The 16,659-nt window shown below is 33.2% G+C and carries 11 protein-coding genes; 10 read left to right on the top strand and 1 reads right to left on the bottom strand.

Going from position 1 to position 16,659, the window contains the following annotated elements:
- The first annotated feature begins 23 nt into the window (after positions 1-23).
- The 9 genes from ACFSO7_RS00750 to ACFSO7_RS00710 all read left to right on the top strand — a co-directional run bounded on the left by ACFSO7_RS00750 (position 24) and on the right by ACFSO7_RS00710 (position 13,807).
- Complete coding sequence (locus tag ACFSO7_RS00750; protein ID WP_377874460.1) at positions 24-1,895, top strand: TnsD family Tn7-like transposition protein; 1,872 nt, start codon at positions 24-26, stop codon at positions 1,893-1,895.
- Entirely contained in the window at positions 1,876-3,411 is a 1,536-nt protein-coding gene (locus ACFSO7_RS00745) for a Tn7-like element transposition protein TnsE (protein WP_377874458.1), read from the top strand. Before ACFSO7_RS00750 ends, ACFSO7_RS00745 begins: the two co-directional genes overlap by 20 nt.
- 103 nt (positions 3,412-3,514) lie before the next feature.
- Positions 3,515-5,578, top strand: coding sequence for a site-specific DNA-methyltransferase (locus tag ACFSO7_RS00740; protein ID WP_377874456.1), 2,064 nt, complete (start codon positions 3,515-3,517; stop codon positions 5,576-5,578).
- Positions 5,579-5,581: 3 nt separating this feature from the next.
- On the top strand, positions 5,582-7,885 hold the full coding sequence (locus tag ACFSO7_RS00735) for a DEAD/DEAH box helicase family protein (RefSeq protein ID WP_377874455.1): 2,304 nt from the start codon (positions 5,582-5,584) through the stop codon (positions 7,883-7,885).
- A 340-nt stretch (positions 7,886-8,225) separates the two neighbouring features.
- On the top strand, positions 8,226-8,906 hold the full coding sequence (locus tag ACFSO7_RS00730) for a hypothetical protein (RefSeq protein ID WP_377874454.1): 681 nt from the start codon (positions 8,226-8,228) through the stop codon (positions 8,904-8,906).
- Complete coding sequence (locus ACFSO7_RS00725) at positions 8,881-10,044, top strand: ImmA/IrrE family metallo-endopeptidase (RefSeq protein WP_377874452.1); 1,164 nt, start codon at positions 8,881-8,883, stop codon at positions 10,042-10,044. Before ACFSO7_RS00730 ends, ACFSO7_RS00725 begins: the two co-directional genes overlap by 26 nt.
- Before the next feature lie 90 nt (positions 10,045-10,134).
- Positions 10,135-11,106 carry an NYN domain-containing protein gene (locus ACFSO7_RS00720; protein WP_377874450.1) on the top strand — a complete coding sequence of 324 codons (972 nt, stop codon included), beginning with the start codon at positions 10,135-10,137 and terminating at the stop codon, positions 11,104-11,106.
- A gap of 514 nt (positions 11,107-11,620) precedes the next feature.
- Positions 11,621-12,553, top strand: a complete 933-nt coding sequence (gene pyrF / locus ACFSO7_RS00715; protein ID WP_377874448.1) for an orotidine-5'-phosphate decarboxylase — start codon at positions 11,621-11,623, stop codon at positions 12,551-12,553.
- A 333-nt stretch (positions 12,554-12,886) separates the two neighbouring features.
- The gene (locus ACFSO7_RS00710; protein WP_377874446.1) at positions 12,887-13,807 is read left to right on the top strand and encodes a phosphotransferase family protein; all 921 of its coding nucleotides are present in this window, start codon (positions 12,887-12,889) and stop codon (positions 13,805-13,807) included.
- Positions 13,808-14,333: 526 nt separating this feature from the next.
- Here the strand turns inward: ACFSO7_RS00710 and ACFSO7_RS00705 are convergent.
- Entirely contained in the window at positions 14,334-15,467 is a 1,134-nt protein-coding gene (locus tag ACFSO7_RS00705) for a winged helix-turn-helix domain-containing protein (protein ID WP_377874444.1), read from the bottom strand.
- A gap of 127 nt (positions 15,468-15,594) precedes the next feature.
- On the opposite strand from ACFSO7_RS00705, the gene ACFSO7_RS00700 reads away from it, so the two are divergent.
- Positions 15,595-16,536 (top strand): aldo/keto reductase family protein, encoded by a 942-nt coding sequence (locus tag ACFSO7_RS00700; protein WP_377874442.1) that lies wholly within the window; start codon positions 15,595-15,597, stop codon positions 16,534-16,536.
- Positions 16,537-16,659 lie beyond the last annotated feature (123 nt).

Here is a 16,659-nt window from a genome sequence, read left to right as displayed (position 1 = left end):
GAATAAAACTAGGGGGATTTTAGATGCTACCGTTCTTTACGAACCCATATCCTCGTGAATTGATCTATTCAGCGATTGCACGTTATCACTTCTATAGTGGCAATATTGATTGCAAAGACACATTAGAAGAAGTATTTCAAAGTCGTTCTGTAATTCCTAGTGTGCAGATTGGTAGTCATTTTTCTGTATTGGCTCAGCAACTAGGTTCCAATTACTCAGTTGGAAATTTATTAACTAAGCATACGATTTACCCATACTATGATCCGTTTCTTTCTAAGCAACGTCAAAAGGAAATTCTAGAAGACGTCCAGGATCGTGGGATAGGACTTTATCCAAGACTTGGAATGGTTGCGGGAGGTATTTGTAAAAAGGATGGACTATTTTATTGTCCAGAGTGTGCAACAAACGATGTTAATCAATACGGAGAACCTTATATACATCGTGAGCACCAGCTACAAGGGATTTTTTATTGTGCACATCATGAGCTGAAATTAAAGAAATACGCGATCGATTTTTCAAAATCAAGTCGAATTGAGTTTATTCGATTTGAAAAGGAACTGATGAATTTATCGATACTTCAAGAAACTGAACCAAAAGAGTTTGTAACTATTCAAATTGCTTTAGCAAAGATGGCTTATCAACTATTGCAAATTCCAATATATAAATTTTCAAGAGAATCTATTAATCTAAAATATCGTGCTCTTTTACGAGAGAGTAATTTAATAACAACTTCAAATCGCATTCGGCAAAATGAGCTATACAATGCATTTCAAGCAAAATTTCCAAAAGGATTTTTAGGTAAGTACGAATCAGAAATTGATGTAAATGATGAGTACAATTGGCTCAAGGTTATTACACGAAATCTAAAACGTCATGCACATCCTTTTCGTCATTTGCTTATGCTTTATTTTTTAGAGCAAGATTTGAAGACCTTTTTACAAATTGAAGCTGATACAGGTCCTTTTGGTAGTGGCCCATGGCCTTGTTTAAATAAGGCAGCTAATCATTATAAGGAATATGTGATCCAAGAAGTAGATGTTACGAGAGATTTTAAATCAAAAGCAACTATAGGTACGTTTGAATGCTCTTGTGGCTTTATATACGCTAGAAAAGGTCCTGATAGATTATCTGAAGATAAATATCGTATTGGACGTATAAAAGCGTTTGGAGACATCTGGAAGGCTAAATTACATGAATTGGCAACTGAATGTACTTACAGTACAAGATCATTAGCAAAAATGTTTGGAGTAGATTCAAAAACGGTTAAAAAATACCTTTCTTCAGAGATGAGAATAGAAGAACTATCAGAAAAGGACATTCCTCCAATGTTGCTGACTTATCGAAAACAATTATTAAAGGGAATGCAGCAATATCCAAGTTATTCAAGAACACAAATTCGTAAGTGTTTCCCAAAAGAATATATATACTTGTATCGTCACGATAAAGAGTGGCTGTTTGAACAGTTGCCTATAATTCAAGAGAAGAAGAAGAAGAACCAGGCAATTGTCGATTGGGCCTCACGTGATCGAGAATACTGCTCTAAAATAGAGAAATTTTACAAGGAGTTAATCGAACTAGATAAACCTGTTCGAATTACAATTTCGATTATAGGAAAACGATTTGGAATATTATCAAACTTGGAGAAACATCTTGATAAGCTACCCCGAACTAAAAAGCTCCTGTCTGAAATTGTGGAATCTACCCAGCAATTTCAAATCAGACGTTGTTGTAAGATTATTGATCGAATATTACAGGAGCAAGAACCAGTTGTATTATGGAAAGTGCAGCGTGTTGGCGCTGTTAAGTCACATCATTTTCATGAGATAAAACCGTATTTGGAAGAACATTTACGAACAAAACAGGAAGTGAAAAGTAATGGGCAAACAACAAGTTAAAATTGCTTGGCCTTTTGCAAAAGGGGAAAAAGCACAATTGCTATGGATTGGTGAACCATTCCGATATGATCATAAAAAGATGATTAAAGCTTATTTTCGCTCAAAAGGCCGTACAGAAGGTATATTAATGGATTGGGGTACATTACCATGCTTAGCAATCCAACATTATTATACTGATGGTATTATAACGGCTAGTCAAGTTCCTGAAGGCGTACAAGAAATCGATATGACTATTTATCCCGATAAAGTTAAATATCACGAACGCCCTTGGTCTATTCAAGGAAGCAGTGATCCTGCTACTTCCCGTAGTTTCGTGTTTTCTTTCAATGGGAAGAATGTTATTTTACCAATCATTGAAGTATTACGTAGCTTATTAGCTCCGAATGGTTTCCTTTTATATCGCTTGTTTGAATCAAATTCATTTCCTCAGTTTTTCACGGAAACATATGAACCTAATAAATTTCATCTTAGCTTTTCCTCACAATATGAATTGAAATACACAAAGACAGCGTTCATTTATCAATTGGTGTGGTTGCTAACGAATCGTGATATACGGCAAGTATATGAAAACATCGCTTTTACTTGGTTGCAGGAAAAGAATTTGAAGTTCGAATGGAATTTTACACAACCACTAACAATAACAGCTCGTGTAAAGGAGAAGAATAACACATATACAGTACTACAAATTGCTAATGTGAAAAATAAAAATATATCGTACCAGCATATTTCGATTTCTCATCCGGAAATACAAGATCAAAAGAAATCCAATGAGTCAAAAAAATACACTTATCGGTCTCTAAATAGACAGGGTGATGAAGAGGGTTTCACATTAGATGAACAATTAGATGGTTCTACAGAAGACTTTGATCTTGTACAAATGAATCAGTTAAAACATGAATACACATCAGTTCCTACAATTAAACGTATTAAAGGTAGCCATTCCAAGCAACGAATGAAGGAAGATGAAAACACGAAGATATACTACATTAATCATGATTCCATTCGATCTACCGCAGATAGTGGTGGCCAACAACTCGTGCGAGGATTAGAGCATCAAATGCTACATGAAATTCAGGCACAAGGCGAGCTTCAAGATTTTATTAATGTCCTCAAAGCACTTGAGCAATATCCTATTGTAGGAACAATACAAGTAATTATGGATGTGTTGCCAGATGGTCATGGTGAACGTAGATTTACGAAATTGGGTGATAACGTCACTAAACGGCGTTATGTAATTGCTCAAATATATTTGGGAAATGGAAAACAATACAACATTATAGAAATTGAACGGGAAAATCGCTCTTTGTCGATGTTGATATTATCATCGCTTGTAACTCGTGAATGGAAAACTATTTATGATCGACTGCTTATAAATCTTGTGAATGACAGTGGAACATGGACAAGTAAGTCATTGAAAATCATTGAAGGTCAAGGTATTACAGTGGTGAAAGCTAAACACAGCTCTAAAGGGGTTCAGCATAGGGCAGAGGTTTTATTGAACAAATTAGATTACTAGACATTTCCATTTGCTGAAATGTTTTGAAAATAAGATTGAAAAACTTCTTAGATATAACAACATAGATTTAAGAGTATTTAAAAAACATTCGACTAGAGAGAACGTGTGTTCTATAATTGGAATTAACAAATACTCTTACAGGAGGAATAGACAAATGAACACAAATATAGACCTGAATGATAGCAATTTAGACTTTTTAGATAAAGAAGACTTATTGAAGATCCTTAAAAATATGGTGAATGGAGGGGTATCCCTAAGCTTTTATGGAAAGCGAACAGCAGAAGAGATTTATAAGAAGGTAAGGCCAAGAGTAACTCGAGTTAATAGAAAATTATGTGTAGGAACTGAAGAGCAGCAGTCTAAAAATATCATTCTTGAGGGCGAAAATCTTCAGGGAATGGTCACTTTGTATAAGTATAGAGAACAAGTAGATTTAATTTTGACAGATCCACCATATAATACTGGGCATTATTTTCGGTATAATGATAAGTGGGATAGTGATCCAAATGACCCAGATCTTGGGACTTTAGTTTCTGAAGATGATGGTTCTAAACATACAAAGTGGATGAAAGCAATGATGCCACGTCTTCATATGATGTGGAAAATGCTTAAACCCACTGGTGTAATAGCCATATGTATTGATGATAATGAACTATTTCACTTAGGAATGATGATGAATGAAGTATTTGGCGAAGAAAATAGGATAGGGATAATTAACTGGCAAAAATCTTATGCTCCTAAAAGTGATAGCAAACACATGTCTACTGGTACGGAATATGTACTAGTGTATGCAAAAGATAGAGCAATAGCCAAGACAGGACTATTACCGAGGGAGGGTACGACTAATTCAAAGTATAAGAATCCAGATAAAGATCCTGAAGGGCTTTGGAGAAATGATAATGCTACTGTAGCAACAGTGGCTGAGAAAGATATTTATGCAATTCAATCGCCTTTTACAGGAGCTTTACATTATCCTGGAGCGAGAGCTTGGTCCTTCCCTAAGAAAACAATGAAAGAATGGTTAGAACAATGGGGCTCAAAGTATATTGAGAGGTCTATTGGAGATGGTCGGGTTAGTGCTCTAGTAATAAAAGATGCCCCAATTCCCATTATTCCTGTAGATAGAAATTTAGATAATAATCCAGTAGTTGAAAGTGAAGATGTATTTCATTCACCAGTTATCCAATTATCAAGAGAAGTAGCAATTAATATTATGCAAAATAATGTTTGGCCGATATTATATTTTGCTAAAAATGGGAATGGTAGACCTGCAATCAAAAGATACTTGAAAAATGTTAAAAAGGGAAAAGTCCCTTTAACATATTGGGGCGATGACAATTATGATACGCCTTTCGAATTAGGAACTCAATCTTGGAATTATGAAGAATCTGGACATAGTCAGACTGGTATTAATGAGCTCGATGAGATAATAGGAAAGGGACATAAGTTTCAAACTGTCAAACCCTTGAAGTTAATGAAAAAAATTATTCAACTTTGGTGTCCTTCTGAAGGGTTGGTACTTGATCCATATGCTGGTTCAGGAACAACTGGACATGCAGTGTTGGATTTAAACCAAGAAACTGGGGCAAAAAGGAAATTTATTTTAATTGAACAAGGTAATTCTGAAAAAGGGGACAAATATGCTAGAAGTTTAACTCAAGAGAGAATCCGTAGAGTAATTACTGGTGAGCGTCCTGATCAGAATGGAGTTCTTGTCCAAAAACATAAACCTGTTAATAGTGGTTTTGAATTTAGAATTTTAACAAAACAGATTGATGCTAGCACAGTACTTACAATGAAAAAAGATGAATTAGTAGATTTAGTAATTACATCCCATTGGGAAAATGAAAGAAGATCTAGTTCTAATTTAATAAGAATAGAAAATACTAAGTGTCGCTATTTAGTAGGAAAGAATGATGACAACGAAGGATATTTTATTATTTGGAATGGTGATGATCAGGTAGGGCAGTTGGATTTAGAAACATATGGGACTATTATTGAAGAAGCTAAAAGAGAGAAATTAAATGGTCCATATCATGTTTATGCAAGGTATGAAGTTTTTCAATCGAATAGTGTTAAGTTCTACAAAATACCAGATAAAATTTTAGCTCATTTAGGGTTAAATGAAAATAGTGATCCCTATAATGGGACTGAAGGTGAGGAGTAAAAATTGAATCTTTTACCGTTTCAGATAGAGGCATCAACTAAAATCGCAAATCGATTTGTTGAATATATGGTGGACCCACTTACAGTTACTAGAACTAAAATTGTACCATTTTATCAAAACCTTTCTTCAATTACAGGGAGTGGTAAAACGTTAATTCTTGCAGATGCAATAGAACAAATAAGATGTCTACTTCCTGTGGAACCAATAGTACTTTGGCTTTCGAAAGGAAAAGTCGTTGTTTGGCAAACCTATACCAATTTATCATCAGGTAAGTATTCAAATTTACTTGGAGGCTTTAATGTCAAACCACTTCTAGATGCCAATAAGAGAGATATAGAGTCACCAGACTCCGGCTTACTTTTAGTAGCCACAGTAGGTAAATTTAATCAAAAAGATAAAGAACAAGGAGATAGAAAAATTTTCAGGGTGCAATTAGACAGTGCTGATGATTCTTTATGGAATTTATTAAAGGATCGTCGAAATGCAAAAGGTATTAAAAGACCGTTGATAATTGTATATGATGAAGGGCATAACCTTTCTGATCAGCAAACTAATCTATTGTTGGAACTAAATCCAGATGCTTTAATTGCAGCGAGTGCAACAATGAAAGTGCCACAGTCTCTATCAAATACTATTGATAGACTTAAGGCGGATAAAGGTTGGAAAGACGAAGACTTTTATACTAGTGTAAAAAGTTCAAGGGTTGTTGAATCAGGGTTGATAAAACAAAATTTGTTATTGGGAGGATATTTAACACCAATGGAAATTGCTATAGATGACATGGTGTCAAATATTGAAAAAGTTGAGCAACAGTGTAAAAAGCTTAATATGCGTTTTAGACCAAAAGCAATTTATGTTACTAATACCAATGTTATATCTGGTGCAGAAAAAGATGATATTAAACAACCTTTTGATGATAGGAAAGCTAGGCCTATTGTAATATGGAAATATCTCGTAGAGCACAAAGGGATTAATCCTTCTAATATAGCTGTGTATTGCAATTTGAAGTTCGATAAAAAATTCCCATCTCCTGAGAATTTTCATCTTTTTTCAGGGGGTGACTCGGACTATGATGATTTTATATCTGGTGATTATACCCATATTATATTTAATCAAACCTTACAGGAAGGATGGGATGATCCTTCAGTTTATTTTGCCTATATTGATAAAGATATGGGGTCACAAATACAAGTTACTCAGATTATTGGAAGAGTATTAAGACAACCTGGTGCTACTCATTACGCATCAGAAGAGTTAAATACTGCTCATTTTTTCATAAGGACAGATGAAAAGAATACTTTTGAAGAAGTATTACGAGAAGTTAAGGAGAAGATAACCGCAGATTCCCCTGAAATCAATCTTACTTATTATAAAAAAGGGTCTAGCCAGGATAATCCGATTCTTAAGCCTAAATGGAAATTACAGGTGCCAGAAATATCAATTAACTCACAAAATGCTCAAAAACCAATAAAAGAAATAACTGATAGAATACAAGATTTCAGATATGATACTGTTAATACAGTGGGTAAAGGCGGGCGAATTCAGGTTCTACAATCAATCGGGGTAGATAATGACAATCAAGAAGAATGGATTGAAGTTGACCATAGCAACCGTGTTTCTGCAAGATGGGTATTTATAAGAGAAGCTCAAAAAACGTATGGAAAAGCTGTCAATCTATGTGATATTGAAGCTCCAAAATTAGATGCCTTAGTAGAGTATAGTAGTAATGCAGCAGAACATCTAAGAGAATCAGCAAATAAGGTTGTTAAAACATATATTGATTATTCTAGTGTGATGCAAAATAACTATAATTTACTAGAAGTATCTTCTATTCCAATGAACCAAGGTGAAATGATTAGGTATAAAAACTCAGTACATGAAGGATATAGCGGACTAAATAATTTAGAAAAAACATTTGCCAAAGCTATAGATAAATGTGGGTTAAAATGGCTTAGAAACCCATCCAGAGGTTATTTTGAAATACCGTTGCTGGATTTAGCAGGAAATAATAATTTTAATCCGGATTTTATTATATGGGGTGAAAATTCAATTATAGCTATTGATACAAAAGGAGATCATTTGATTTCTCAAGATTCAGCTACCAAGCTTTTTCATTTAGACTCAATTGGACCTGGAAAACCAGTTAAGATTCGCCTTGTCACTGAAGGTGAGTGGGATGATGAAAGAACTAAACGTGGTAAGCAAGGTTACACTGTATGGGTATTAAAGAATGGTAAGATAAGGCCGATATGGTGCAAAGATGTTGAAAGCGCAGTTTCCAATTGTGTAGAGAGTGAATTTAATTAATTATAAGTGTTCAAATGATTAATTTGAACAGAACAATTTGTCAATTAACAGCTTCAAGACTTCTACATAGTGATGTTTAGTTATGTAAGTCCAGTCGATTATAAACTTGAACACCTTAAAAAATTTGTCTAGTTTAGTGTTGACAATCTAGTTTGTTATAGCAAAAAGAGAGAGTGATAGGGTATATAATTAAAGTTAGATATTAAAGATTAAGGTACTTACGAAATTAAATTCGAAGTGCCTTAATTTTTTAATTTTCCAGAATGAACGTTTGGTTTTGTGGTTGCAAAGTTTGATGTAAAATTGTAAAATGGTTGCAATGATATAAAGAGGTGATTGAATGCATATTATTGTTCCCGATAAAACTGCTAGAGAAGTAATTGAGGAAGCATTTCCAATTGAAGTAAGAATAAAGTTACCCCAGATAATTTTGGATGCTTACAAGTGGTCATTCAGAATTGTGGAAAATACTTCATTGTTAAATTGGATAAGGGGTAGAACATTAACTCCTAATATAAAGAATATTGCAGTAGAGTTTTTCTTAGTTCAAGAAATAAAAAATGGAAACCTTCCATTAAACTGGAGAGTTAGCTATACTTCAAACAAATCGGCTTCTTTAATTGAGCTTTATTCAGATGAAATCCTATTACATATAAATCAAGTAGGAAGCCATAGAAAAATTGCTCGTGCTGCTTTTTGTAGGGATCAATACATTCAACCATTTCAAAGTTACATTGACTTTGATGGGAACAGTCAGTACCTTAGTACTGTTGAGAATAAGCAAAAGTATTTTCAATTAAATCATGGTTACCAAAGCCATGAGCCGTTATTTGTTTCACTTGGGATTCCAGGTGCAAACAGGAAATGGATTGATAATATTCAATTACTTAAAGAATTTGCTGTATATAAAGGTAGATATCCGAAAAGTAAACTAGAAAATATAAATGATTTTAGTCTAGAAGATTTTCAGCAATTTGCTGAAGAGGTGGAAAACAATGAACTTAAGGAATCAAACTCATAATTTTAAAGGGCAGAAATTAAAGACAGCTAGGTTAATACGCGGGTTTACCTTAGAGGATATAGGGAGAGAATTAGGAGTAAGTCATCAATCTGTATCGAAGTATGAGAATGATAAAGCAAGCCCAGATCTAGAAGTAGTGAGAAGGTTAGCTGATCTACTACAATTTACACCTTCTTTCTTCTTTAGTGACCATCAAGAATTACTATATCCACAAACAACTCACTTCTTTAGAAGTGGTGCAGCAGTTGCGAAAAAATATAAAGATCAAGTAAAAGAAAAGGTTCGTACTCTAGCCTATGTAATTAACTTCATTGAGGCGAAATTGAGATTACCTCAGTTTGTTAAACCTAGTTTTATTATAGAACATTCAGTATTACGACAAATCTCCTTTGAGGAAATTGATGCTGTTGCAGAGCAAATGAGGCGTTATCTAGGCCTAGGGGACGGACCAATCAGTAATATTACTGCGTTATGTGAAAGATTAGGAATAATTATAGCATTTTCTGAGATGGAAAATGAAAAAATTGATGCTTGTACAGTTTATTATAGCGGTAGACCTTATATCCTTTTAAACAAAGAAAGGCTATCATCAGTTCGTTTAAGATTTAATATTGCACATGAATTAGGTCATATTTTATTGCATTCAACCTATGCTGAAAAAGAAGTTAATGATAAAAGTAAACACAAAAGAATAGAACAAGAAGCCAATCGATTTGCTTCTTCGTTTTTAATGCCGGAATCAACTCTGGTTCCAGAGCTATCCTCCTCCGGATTAGACTACTTGCTTATCTTAAAGGAGCACTGGAAAGTCTCAGTTCAAGCAATTATATACAGGGCTGAAGAATTAGGGGTTTTTAGAGAAGATTATGCTTTATATTTGAGGCAGCAGATCAGTCGAAAAAAATGGAGGTTAAATGAGCCTCTTGATGATGTAATTCCTATTGAGAAACCAATGCTAATTAAACAGGCGATTCAATTATTGATTAAAAAGTATGATCTTACATTAGAACAGATATCATTTAGTACAGGAATAATTATTTCTGAATTAGCTCAGCTAGGCGAAATCGACTTGAGGAATAATATTGAAGGGAAGAATGCTTATGGGAATGTAGTACTTTTTCCTAATAAGCAAATTTGATTTATAAAGGAATTTTTATTAGTTTTTCCAAATTATTATTATTATTATATAGACTAATAAGCTAATTGTCGCAAAGGGATGAGGAGTTTTATGACTGATTTAAATAAAGAAATAGTCAGCAAAGAAAAAACTGTAGACATGGAATTAGTTGGATACACGGAAAAAGACTCTAACGAAGAAGCTATACAGATGATGGGGTTACTAGGTGATATTTTTGGAAATACCACTGAAAAAACTGTGAGAGCAATGAATAATAAAAGTAAATTGGACAATGTGGCTATTTTTGTTGACTATGATAATGTTTATTGGACTCTAGAAAATAATTATAAGCATAATCCTGACTCTGATGATTCAGCAAAAAATTTATTTGTTCAATTATGGGAGCGTTATAAACAAGATAATGTTCGAACATTTAGAGCTTATGCGGATTTTCAAAAAATAAAAACATCCTTAACTAGCCTTCAGAAGAAAAGAGTTCAAATTAGGCATGTATACTCTAATGAGAAGCAAGGGGATCATAGAAAAAATTCTTCTGACATTGAATTATGTATTGACGCCATTGAAAGTACTTATAAAGACCCTAACATATCTTGTTATGTTTTTGTTACAGCGGACAGTGATATGATACCAATTTTAAGTCGTCTGATGTACAAAGGAAAAAGAGTGGAACTTTTTTATCTATCTAAAGCTTTACCAAAGCATATTGATATGACTACTTATGCACATTATAGCCAAGATTTATTGGAGTTTATTAACATTGAAGATAATGTTATTGATATTGAAAACTATATATATGCAGCAATACTGTTTATTCAGAATTGGCAGGATCAATTCAAAAATACCGATAAGTTTTTGGGAGTATCGTGGTTGAGAAATAGTTTATCCACAGAACTTAGAATTCCACCTAATGACTGCAGTGCACTGATCGAAAAACTGCGTACAGAGAATTTAATTGATGATGAAGCAAAAATATTGAGCAATGGAACCTCAAAAAGTAGTATAATTCTTACAGAGAACTCATTACAACGCATTTCGCTTGTTGAAGTAGCTGCAACATATTAAATAAAAATTGATATGTTCGCTTGACGTTCCGTATTCGTATTTGTTAAAGTAAATTCATATCGATAACTATTCGTTATTTTTATTCGTTAAGAACTATACGCTAAATATTCGTTAGAAAAAAACAGGGATACTACCCTGTTTTTTTTCATTTTTACAAATATACTCACTAAACCAAGAGCAATTCTTAAACAACTTTATTGTCACGTTAGACATATGAAGAATCTATTGTAATGATCAATTTGTCGGTTTGAAACAAAGTTTTACTGTTTATAAGAAAGTCGTATCGTTTATAAAAAAGATGTACTGTTTGTAAAAAAGTTTGATCATATATTCTACTTGAAATGCAGGATTTTTCTTGTGCAACAAATGGGCTAGATAATGGAATAAATGATCATAATAATCACTCCATTTTTAATAATGGGGAACTAGTAAATATTTATAACAACATGATGTAAAACTCTATTGTTGGTGATAAGGTAAAGATATATCACATTACACTAAGGAGCCCATACATATGAAAAACTTCGCAGACACATTGATTGAGCACAGTATTAGAAAAAACACAGCTTTAGTAGTTGGATTAGACCCTGATATAACGTATTTCCCAGACTTCTTGTTAAACAAAACAACACAAACAACAGAAGGAATATGTAATGCCATAATAAACTTTAACAAATTAGTAATTGATGAAGTCTGTGATCATGTAGTAGCAGTAAAGCCACAGCTTGCTTATTACGAAGTACATGGTAGCGCAGGAATTAAAGCTTTAGAAGAAACAATACAATATGCTCGATCAAAAAACGTAATAGTAATTAACGATGCAAAAAGAGGAGATATCGGTTCAACTTCAAAAGCATATGCACAAGCATTTTTAACCAATGGATCTTTATCAGGTGATATGGTCACTGTAAATCCATTCTTAGGAAGTGATGGCTACAATCCTTTTATTGAAGTTGCACAAAAAAACAATAAAGGTCTATTTTTGTTACTAAAAACATCAAATCCTTCTTCATTCGAAATTCAGGATTTAAAGCTACAAAATGGTGAAATCTTGTACATGCAAATGGCGCAAGATATAAATGCTTTAGCCGCAGCAACTAAAGGTGAAAATAACTACTCATTTATTGGAGCTGTCGTAGGGGCAACCTACCCATCGGACGCAAAAAAAATAAGAGAATTGTTACCACACTCAATCTTCTTAGTACCTGGGTTAGGTGTACAAGGTGGAAAAGCAGAAGATTTAGCTGTCTTCTTCGATGAAAAGGGTCTAGGAGCTATTATATCTTCGTCCAGAGGAATTACGTATAGCTATTGTTTTAATAAAAAAGATGAAAATTGGAGAAACATTTCAAAAGAACAAATGTCTAAATCTATTGCTGATGCAACTATTACAGCAAAAAAACAGATCAATGAAGTTCGATTCAACACAAACTCCTTAAAATGTTAATCTAAACAATTACTGATAACAAAGATTATGTGAAATAGGCATACAAAAAACTGTACTTTCTTATTCCTCAATATCAGTCAATAGAAGATTTGTTGCTTCAACAAACGGGCCAGATTGTGGAATAAACCATAATAAAGATGTTATTAAGCTAAAAAGCACGATGTTGAGTAAAAGTATAGAATTTGGATGTGTGTAATAGTATTTGGAGCGAAATACTTTTTTCAAGATATGAAGAGATAAAAAATCATTTTTTATGGATTTTGTATTGATGAATTAAAGGTTGGATTTTATTGAAAGTAGAAGTGCCCATACTAGCAAAGGAGACTAATTAGGATGGATAGCAGTATCGAGAATGCTGAGTTTGAGTGGGTTAAGAAAATGATTATGAGTAATTTTAAGAACTTGAAAATTAATCATATAATGCAACTTGGTGAGGGCTGGATGAGTCGTGCCTATCTGATCAATCATGAGATAGTATTTCGATTTCCAAAAGAAAAAGACGGAGCTATTGATACAGAAAAAGAAATAAAGGCGTTACCAAGCCTAAAAAAACATATTTCTCTAAAAATACCGGAATTTATTTATTGTGGGAAACAAGATAATGGTTATCCCTTTGTCGGCTACAGATTATTGCCAGGAGAGCCTATGGATGAACAACTATTTTGCTCATTACCATCAGAAACAAAGAACAAAATCGCCCATCAAATTGCCGAGTTTATGGATCAGATCAGTTCATTCTGTGTTGAACAGGCGAAAAACTTAAATATACCTGAAACGAATTTCTATCCATATTACTTAGAGACTTTCAATGAGGTGAAGGAAAAAGCCTTTACTAAAATCAAACAAGATATGCAAACATATATTGCTTTTCGATTCGAAACATACCTAGAAGATAAAAACCATTTCAGATATTCACCTAAGCTCCTTCATGCTGATTTATCGATGGACCATTTATTATTTGATCTAAAGAGACAAGAAATAACTGGAATCATCGATTTTGGTGACATGAAGATTGGTGACCCTGATTATGAATATTTATATTTGTTGGAGGAGTGTGGAGAAATATTTACTAAAAAAGTAATGGAACTGAGAGAGGAAGAAAACGTTCAACATAAGTACGAAAAGCTCTCTTTTTTCCTGACAGCTGATAACGTAGCACTATTATTAGAAGGCCTAAAAAGAAATAATAGAGAGATGTTTGAAGAAGCAGTAGAGCTCATTCAGTGTGAAATGAATACAAACCACAAAGGATGACCGTACTTATATACGAGTTTTTTTAAAATGAAAAAAAAAGATATTGTGTGAATACGAATACGATGATAAAATGCAATAAATTTGAATCTGTTATTCAACAATCGGGCGCAATTCTTGAAGAAGAATTGTGCCTTTTTTCAGTAATAGGGCCAGATTGTAGTGTAACCCCCTAATTCGTAGTAGACTCTTACTGCGCAGCAAAGATCTCCATTTTTAGGTGACTTTGTGAAATAATGTACTAAAACTAAAGGCTTGCTTCAGTTAAACTAGATAAATAAAAAAAAGTAGATTCTTAGGACCGTACAGGAGGCGCCTTTATTAGGTTTTAAATTGTTTACTGAAAAAATGGTTTCATTAGATTCTATATGACACTATTACAGTCTTAACGTTGTGGCAGAGTATAGACTCTAGTATTTTGACATAGTCAAGCTGAACTGAATATATTTTCTTTTTCATTCGGCTTTTTAGATATTCATTTTATAAGAATCTCTTTGAAACAGTTGTTAAAACAAATCCTTTAAACTTCCTAAAGGTATGTATTAAATTGTCCTAATAAATTCTTTTCCATTTGTGAAAAATGGTATGTTTTATCTAAGAGAGTCCATTCCCTTGAATAAATACTCAGAAGTCTTTCGTTTGAAAAATGACGTTTAAGGTTAAACAAAATAGTATGGATTCCTTTAATATAAAACCATGTAAAACCTGATTCCTTTAAAAAAGAAACACCATCTCGAATAGATTTTTCTGCTTCTTTCTCTTTTCCCGTAATAAGAAGCCATATTCCTCTAGCAATCAAAAAATTCCCAGTTTCTCGGTAATACGGAGAGTTGTCTAGTAATGATTCCACTTCTTGAACTGTCTCCTCAGTTTTTTCCAAATTTCCAGAGAATAAATATGCATAGATATACTTTATTTTAGTAGGTATGAGATAATTTGATAATTCGTCTTTTTTAATATAAAAATCTGTTAATTCTAAAGTTTTAAATGCTTGATCTAACTGATTGTTTTCAATATAAGCGTCGAAAATTTTTAGCATTTTAGTATCACGCTGATAGTTATAAGGCATTCTATTATGAGCAAGTGCACATTCAAAATAATAGACTGATTTGGAAGCTTCAAACTGAATCATATAATAAAACTGCAATAGAAAGTAAAGTTTATTCCAAAATGGAAATTCCTCTGTCTTGATGGCCCAGTCAAAATCCCCATTCATTATTCTTGAATAAAAGGTATAGAAAAAATGCAACTGGATATCTAGTACATCTTTAGTCTTTTCAAGTTGTATAATTTGATTACCTTGCCCCAACTGTTTATATTTTTCGATTAATTCAGATGTAATTCTAGTAATGTCAGAATTACCATAGGAGGGCTTTGGAAAAATATGTTGCCTATCTACAAGCTGATAACCACTTGAGCGAACTGTTTTTATTTCAACAAAAGGAATACTATTTATTTTTTTCCTGATTCGATAAATATGATCGTCTATTGTCCGATCTATAGGTGATTCATTACTCCAAATTTTTTCTAATAGATGGTCGCGTGAAAAAACTTGATGGGAATTGGAGTATAAAAAGTATAGAAGTTGAAATTCTTTTGGATAGAATGAAATATTTATGTTGTTATATGTGATGGAATAATTCAATTTATTGAACTGTAGCATTTCTAAACAACCTCATTTTCACTTATATGCTGTTATTATATCACTAATCTGCCATCCTTTGATAATTCTCTGACAAACATGGAGTATCATGATAAAGATCATTTATCATGGAAGGGGAAGGAAAAAATTGAATTATCGAAAATTAGGGCAGTCTGGATTAAAGGTTAGTGAAATTAGTCTTGGGAGTTGGCTTACTTACGGGAATTATATCGATAGGCAGAAAACGTCCAAAATAATTCATCGCGCATATGAATTAGGTGTTAACTTTTTTGATACAGCCAATATGTATGAAAGAGGAGGTGCTGAATCATTATTCGGTGAGATTATTCAAGATTTCCCAAGACAATCGCTTGTTATTGCAACAAAGGTTTACTGGCCAATGGGAGAATGGCCAAATGATAAGGGACTTTCTCGGAAGCATATCATTGAGCAGGTAGAGGCAAGTTTGAAAAGGTTAAGGGTAGATTATATTGATGTATATTACTTTCATGGTTTTGATTCTGATACCCCAATCGAAGAAAGTCTTCGGGCAATTAACGATTTAATTACGCAGGGAAAAATTCACTACTTTGGTGTTAGTAATTGGACTGCTACTCAAATCCAAGAAACGTTTGAAGTAATAGATCGTTATAACTGGAACCGTTTAATTGTCAATCAGCCAAAATATAATCTATTAAATCGTGAAATTGAAAAAGAAGTTATACCTACTTGCCATGAACGGGGCATTAGTCAGGTGGTCTACTCACCACTGGCACAAGGGGTTTTAACGGGAAAATATACGTATGGTAAGGATGCTCCAAAAAATAGTAGAAGTGCTAATCCTTTAGCCAATCGAACTATTCAACAATATATGAGAAAAAATGATTATGAAAGAATAGAGAATTTTAGTAATCTTGCAAAGGAATTAGGAATAAGTTTAACACATTTAAGCCTAGCATGGATATTAAGTAATCCAAATATCGCAAGTGCTATTGTTGGGGCAAGCAACATTGAACAAATCGAAACCAACCTACAGGCAACTGAAATTAAGTTGCCTAAGGAAATCTTAGACAGATTAAATAACTTGTAGTGATTAAAACACACTTGAAAAAGTTCACAAGTTAATTTCAAGAAGGAAGAGTTCCCAATCAAGAAGTGGAACTAAGATTAAAGGGGAATTGGAAGACGATAGGGTAAGGTTAGAGCTATCGGA

It is taken from the genome of Bacillus sp. CGMCC 1.16607 (assembly GCF_042683745.1).
In the GTDB taxonomy this organism is placed as follows: Bacteria; Bacillota; Bacilli; order Bacillales; family Cytobacillaceae; genus Pseudoneobacillus.
This window is presented reverse-complemented; position numbering and strand designations above follow the sequence as displayed.

Excerpts from the sequence above, each read along its gene's own strand:
- ACFSO7_RS00705 (WP_377874444.1), bottom strand. The coding sequence starts at position 15,467 with ATGCTACAGTTCAATAAATTGAATTATTCCATCACATATAACAACATA.
- ACFSO7_RS00745 (WP_377874458.1), top strand. The coding sequence starts at position 1,876 with ATGGGCAAACAACAAGTTAAAATTGCTTGGCCTTTTGCAAAAGGGGAA.
- ACFSO7_RS00710 (WP_377874446.1), top strand. The coding sequence starts at position 12,887 with ATGGATAGCAGTATCGAGAATGCTGAGTTTGAGTGGGTTAAGAAAATG.
- pyrF (WP_377874448.1), top strand. The coding sequence starts at position 11,621 with ATGAAAAACTTCGCAGACACATTGATTGAGCACAGTATTAGAAAAAAC.
- ACFSO7_RS00750 (WP_377874460.1), top strand. The coding sequence starts at position 24 with ATGCTACCGTTCTTTACGAACCCATATCCTCGTGAATTGATCTATTCA.
- ACFSO7_RS00725 (WP_377874452.1), top strand. The coding sequence starts at position 8,881 with ATGAACTTAAGGAATCAAACTCATAATTTTAAAGGGCAGAAATTAAAG.
- ACFSO7_RS00730 (WP_377874454.1), top strand. The coding sequence starts at position 8,226 with ATGCATATTATTGTTCCCGATAAAACTGCTAGAGAAGTAATTGAGGAA.
- ACFSO7_RS00720 (WP_377874450.1), top strand. The coding sequence starts at position 10,135 with ATGACTGATTTAAATAAAGAAATAGTCAGCAAAGAAAAAACTGTAGAC.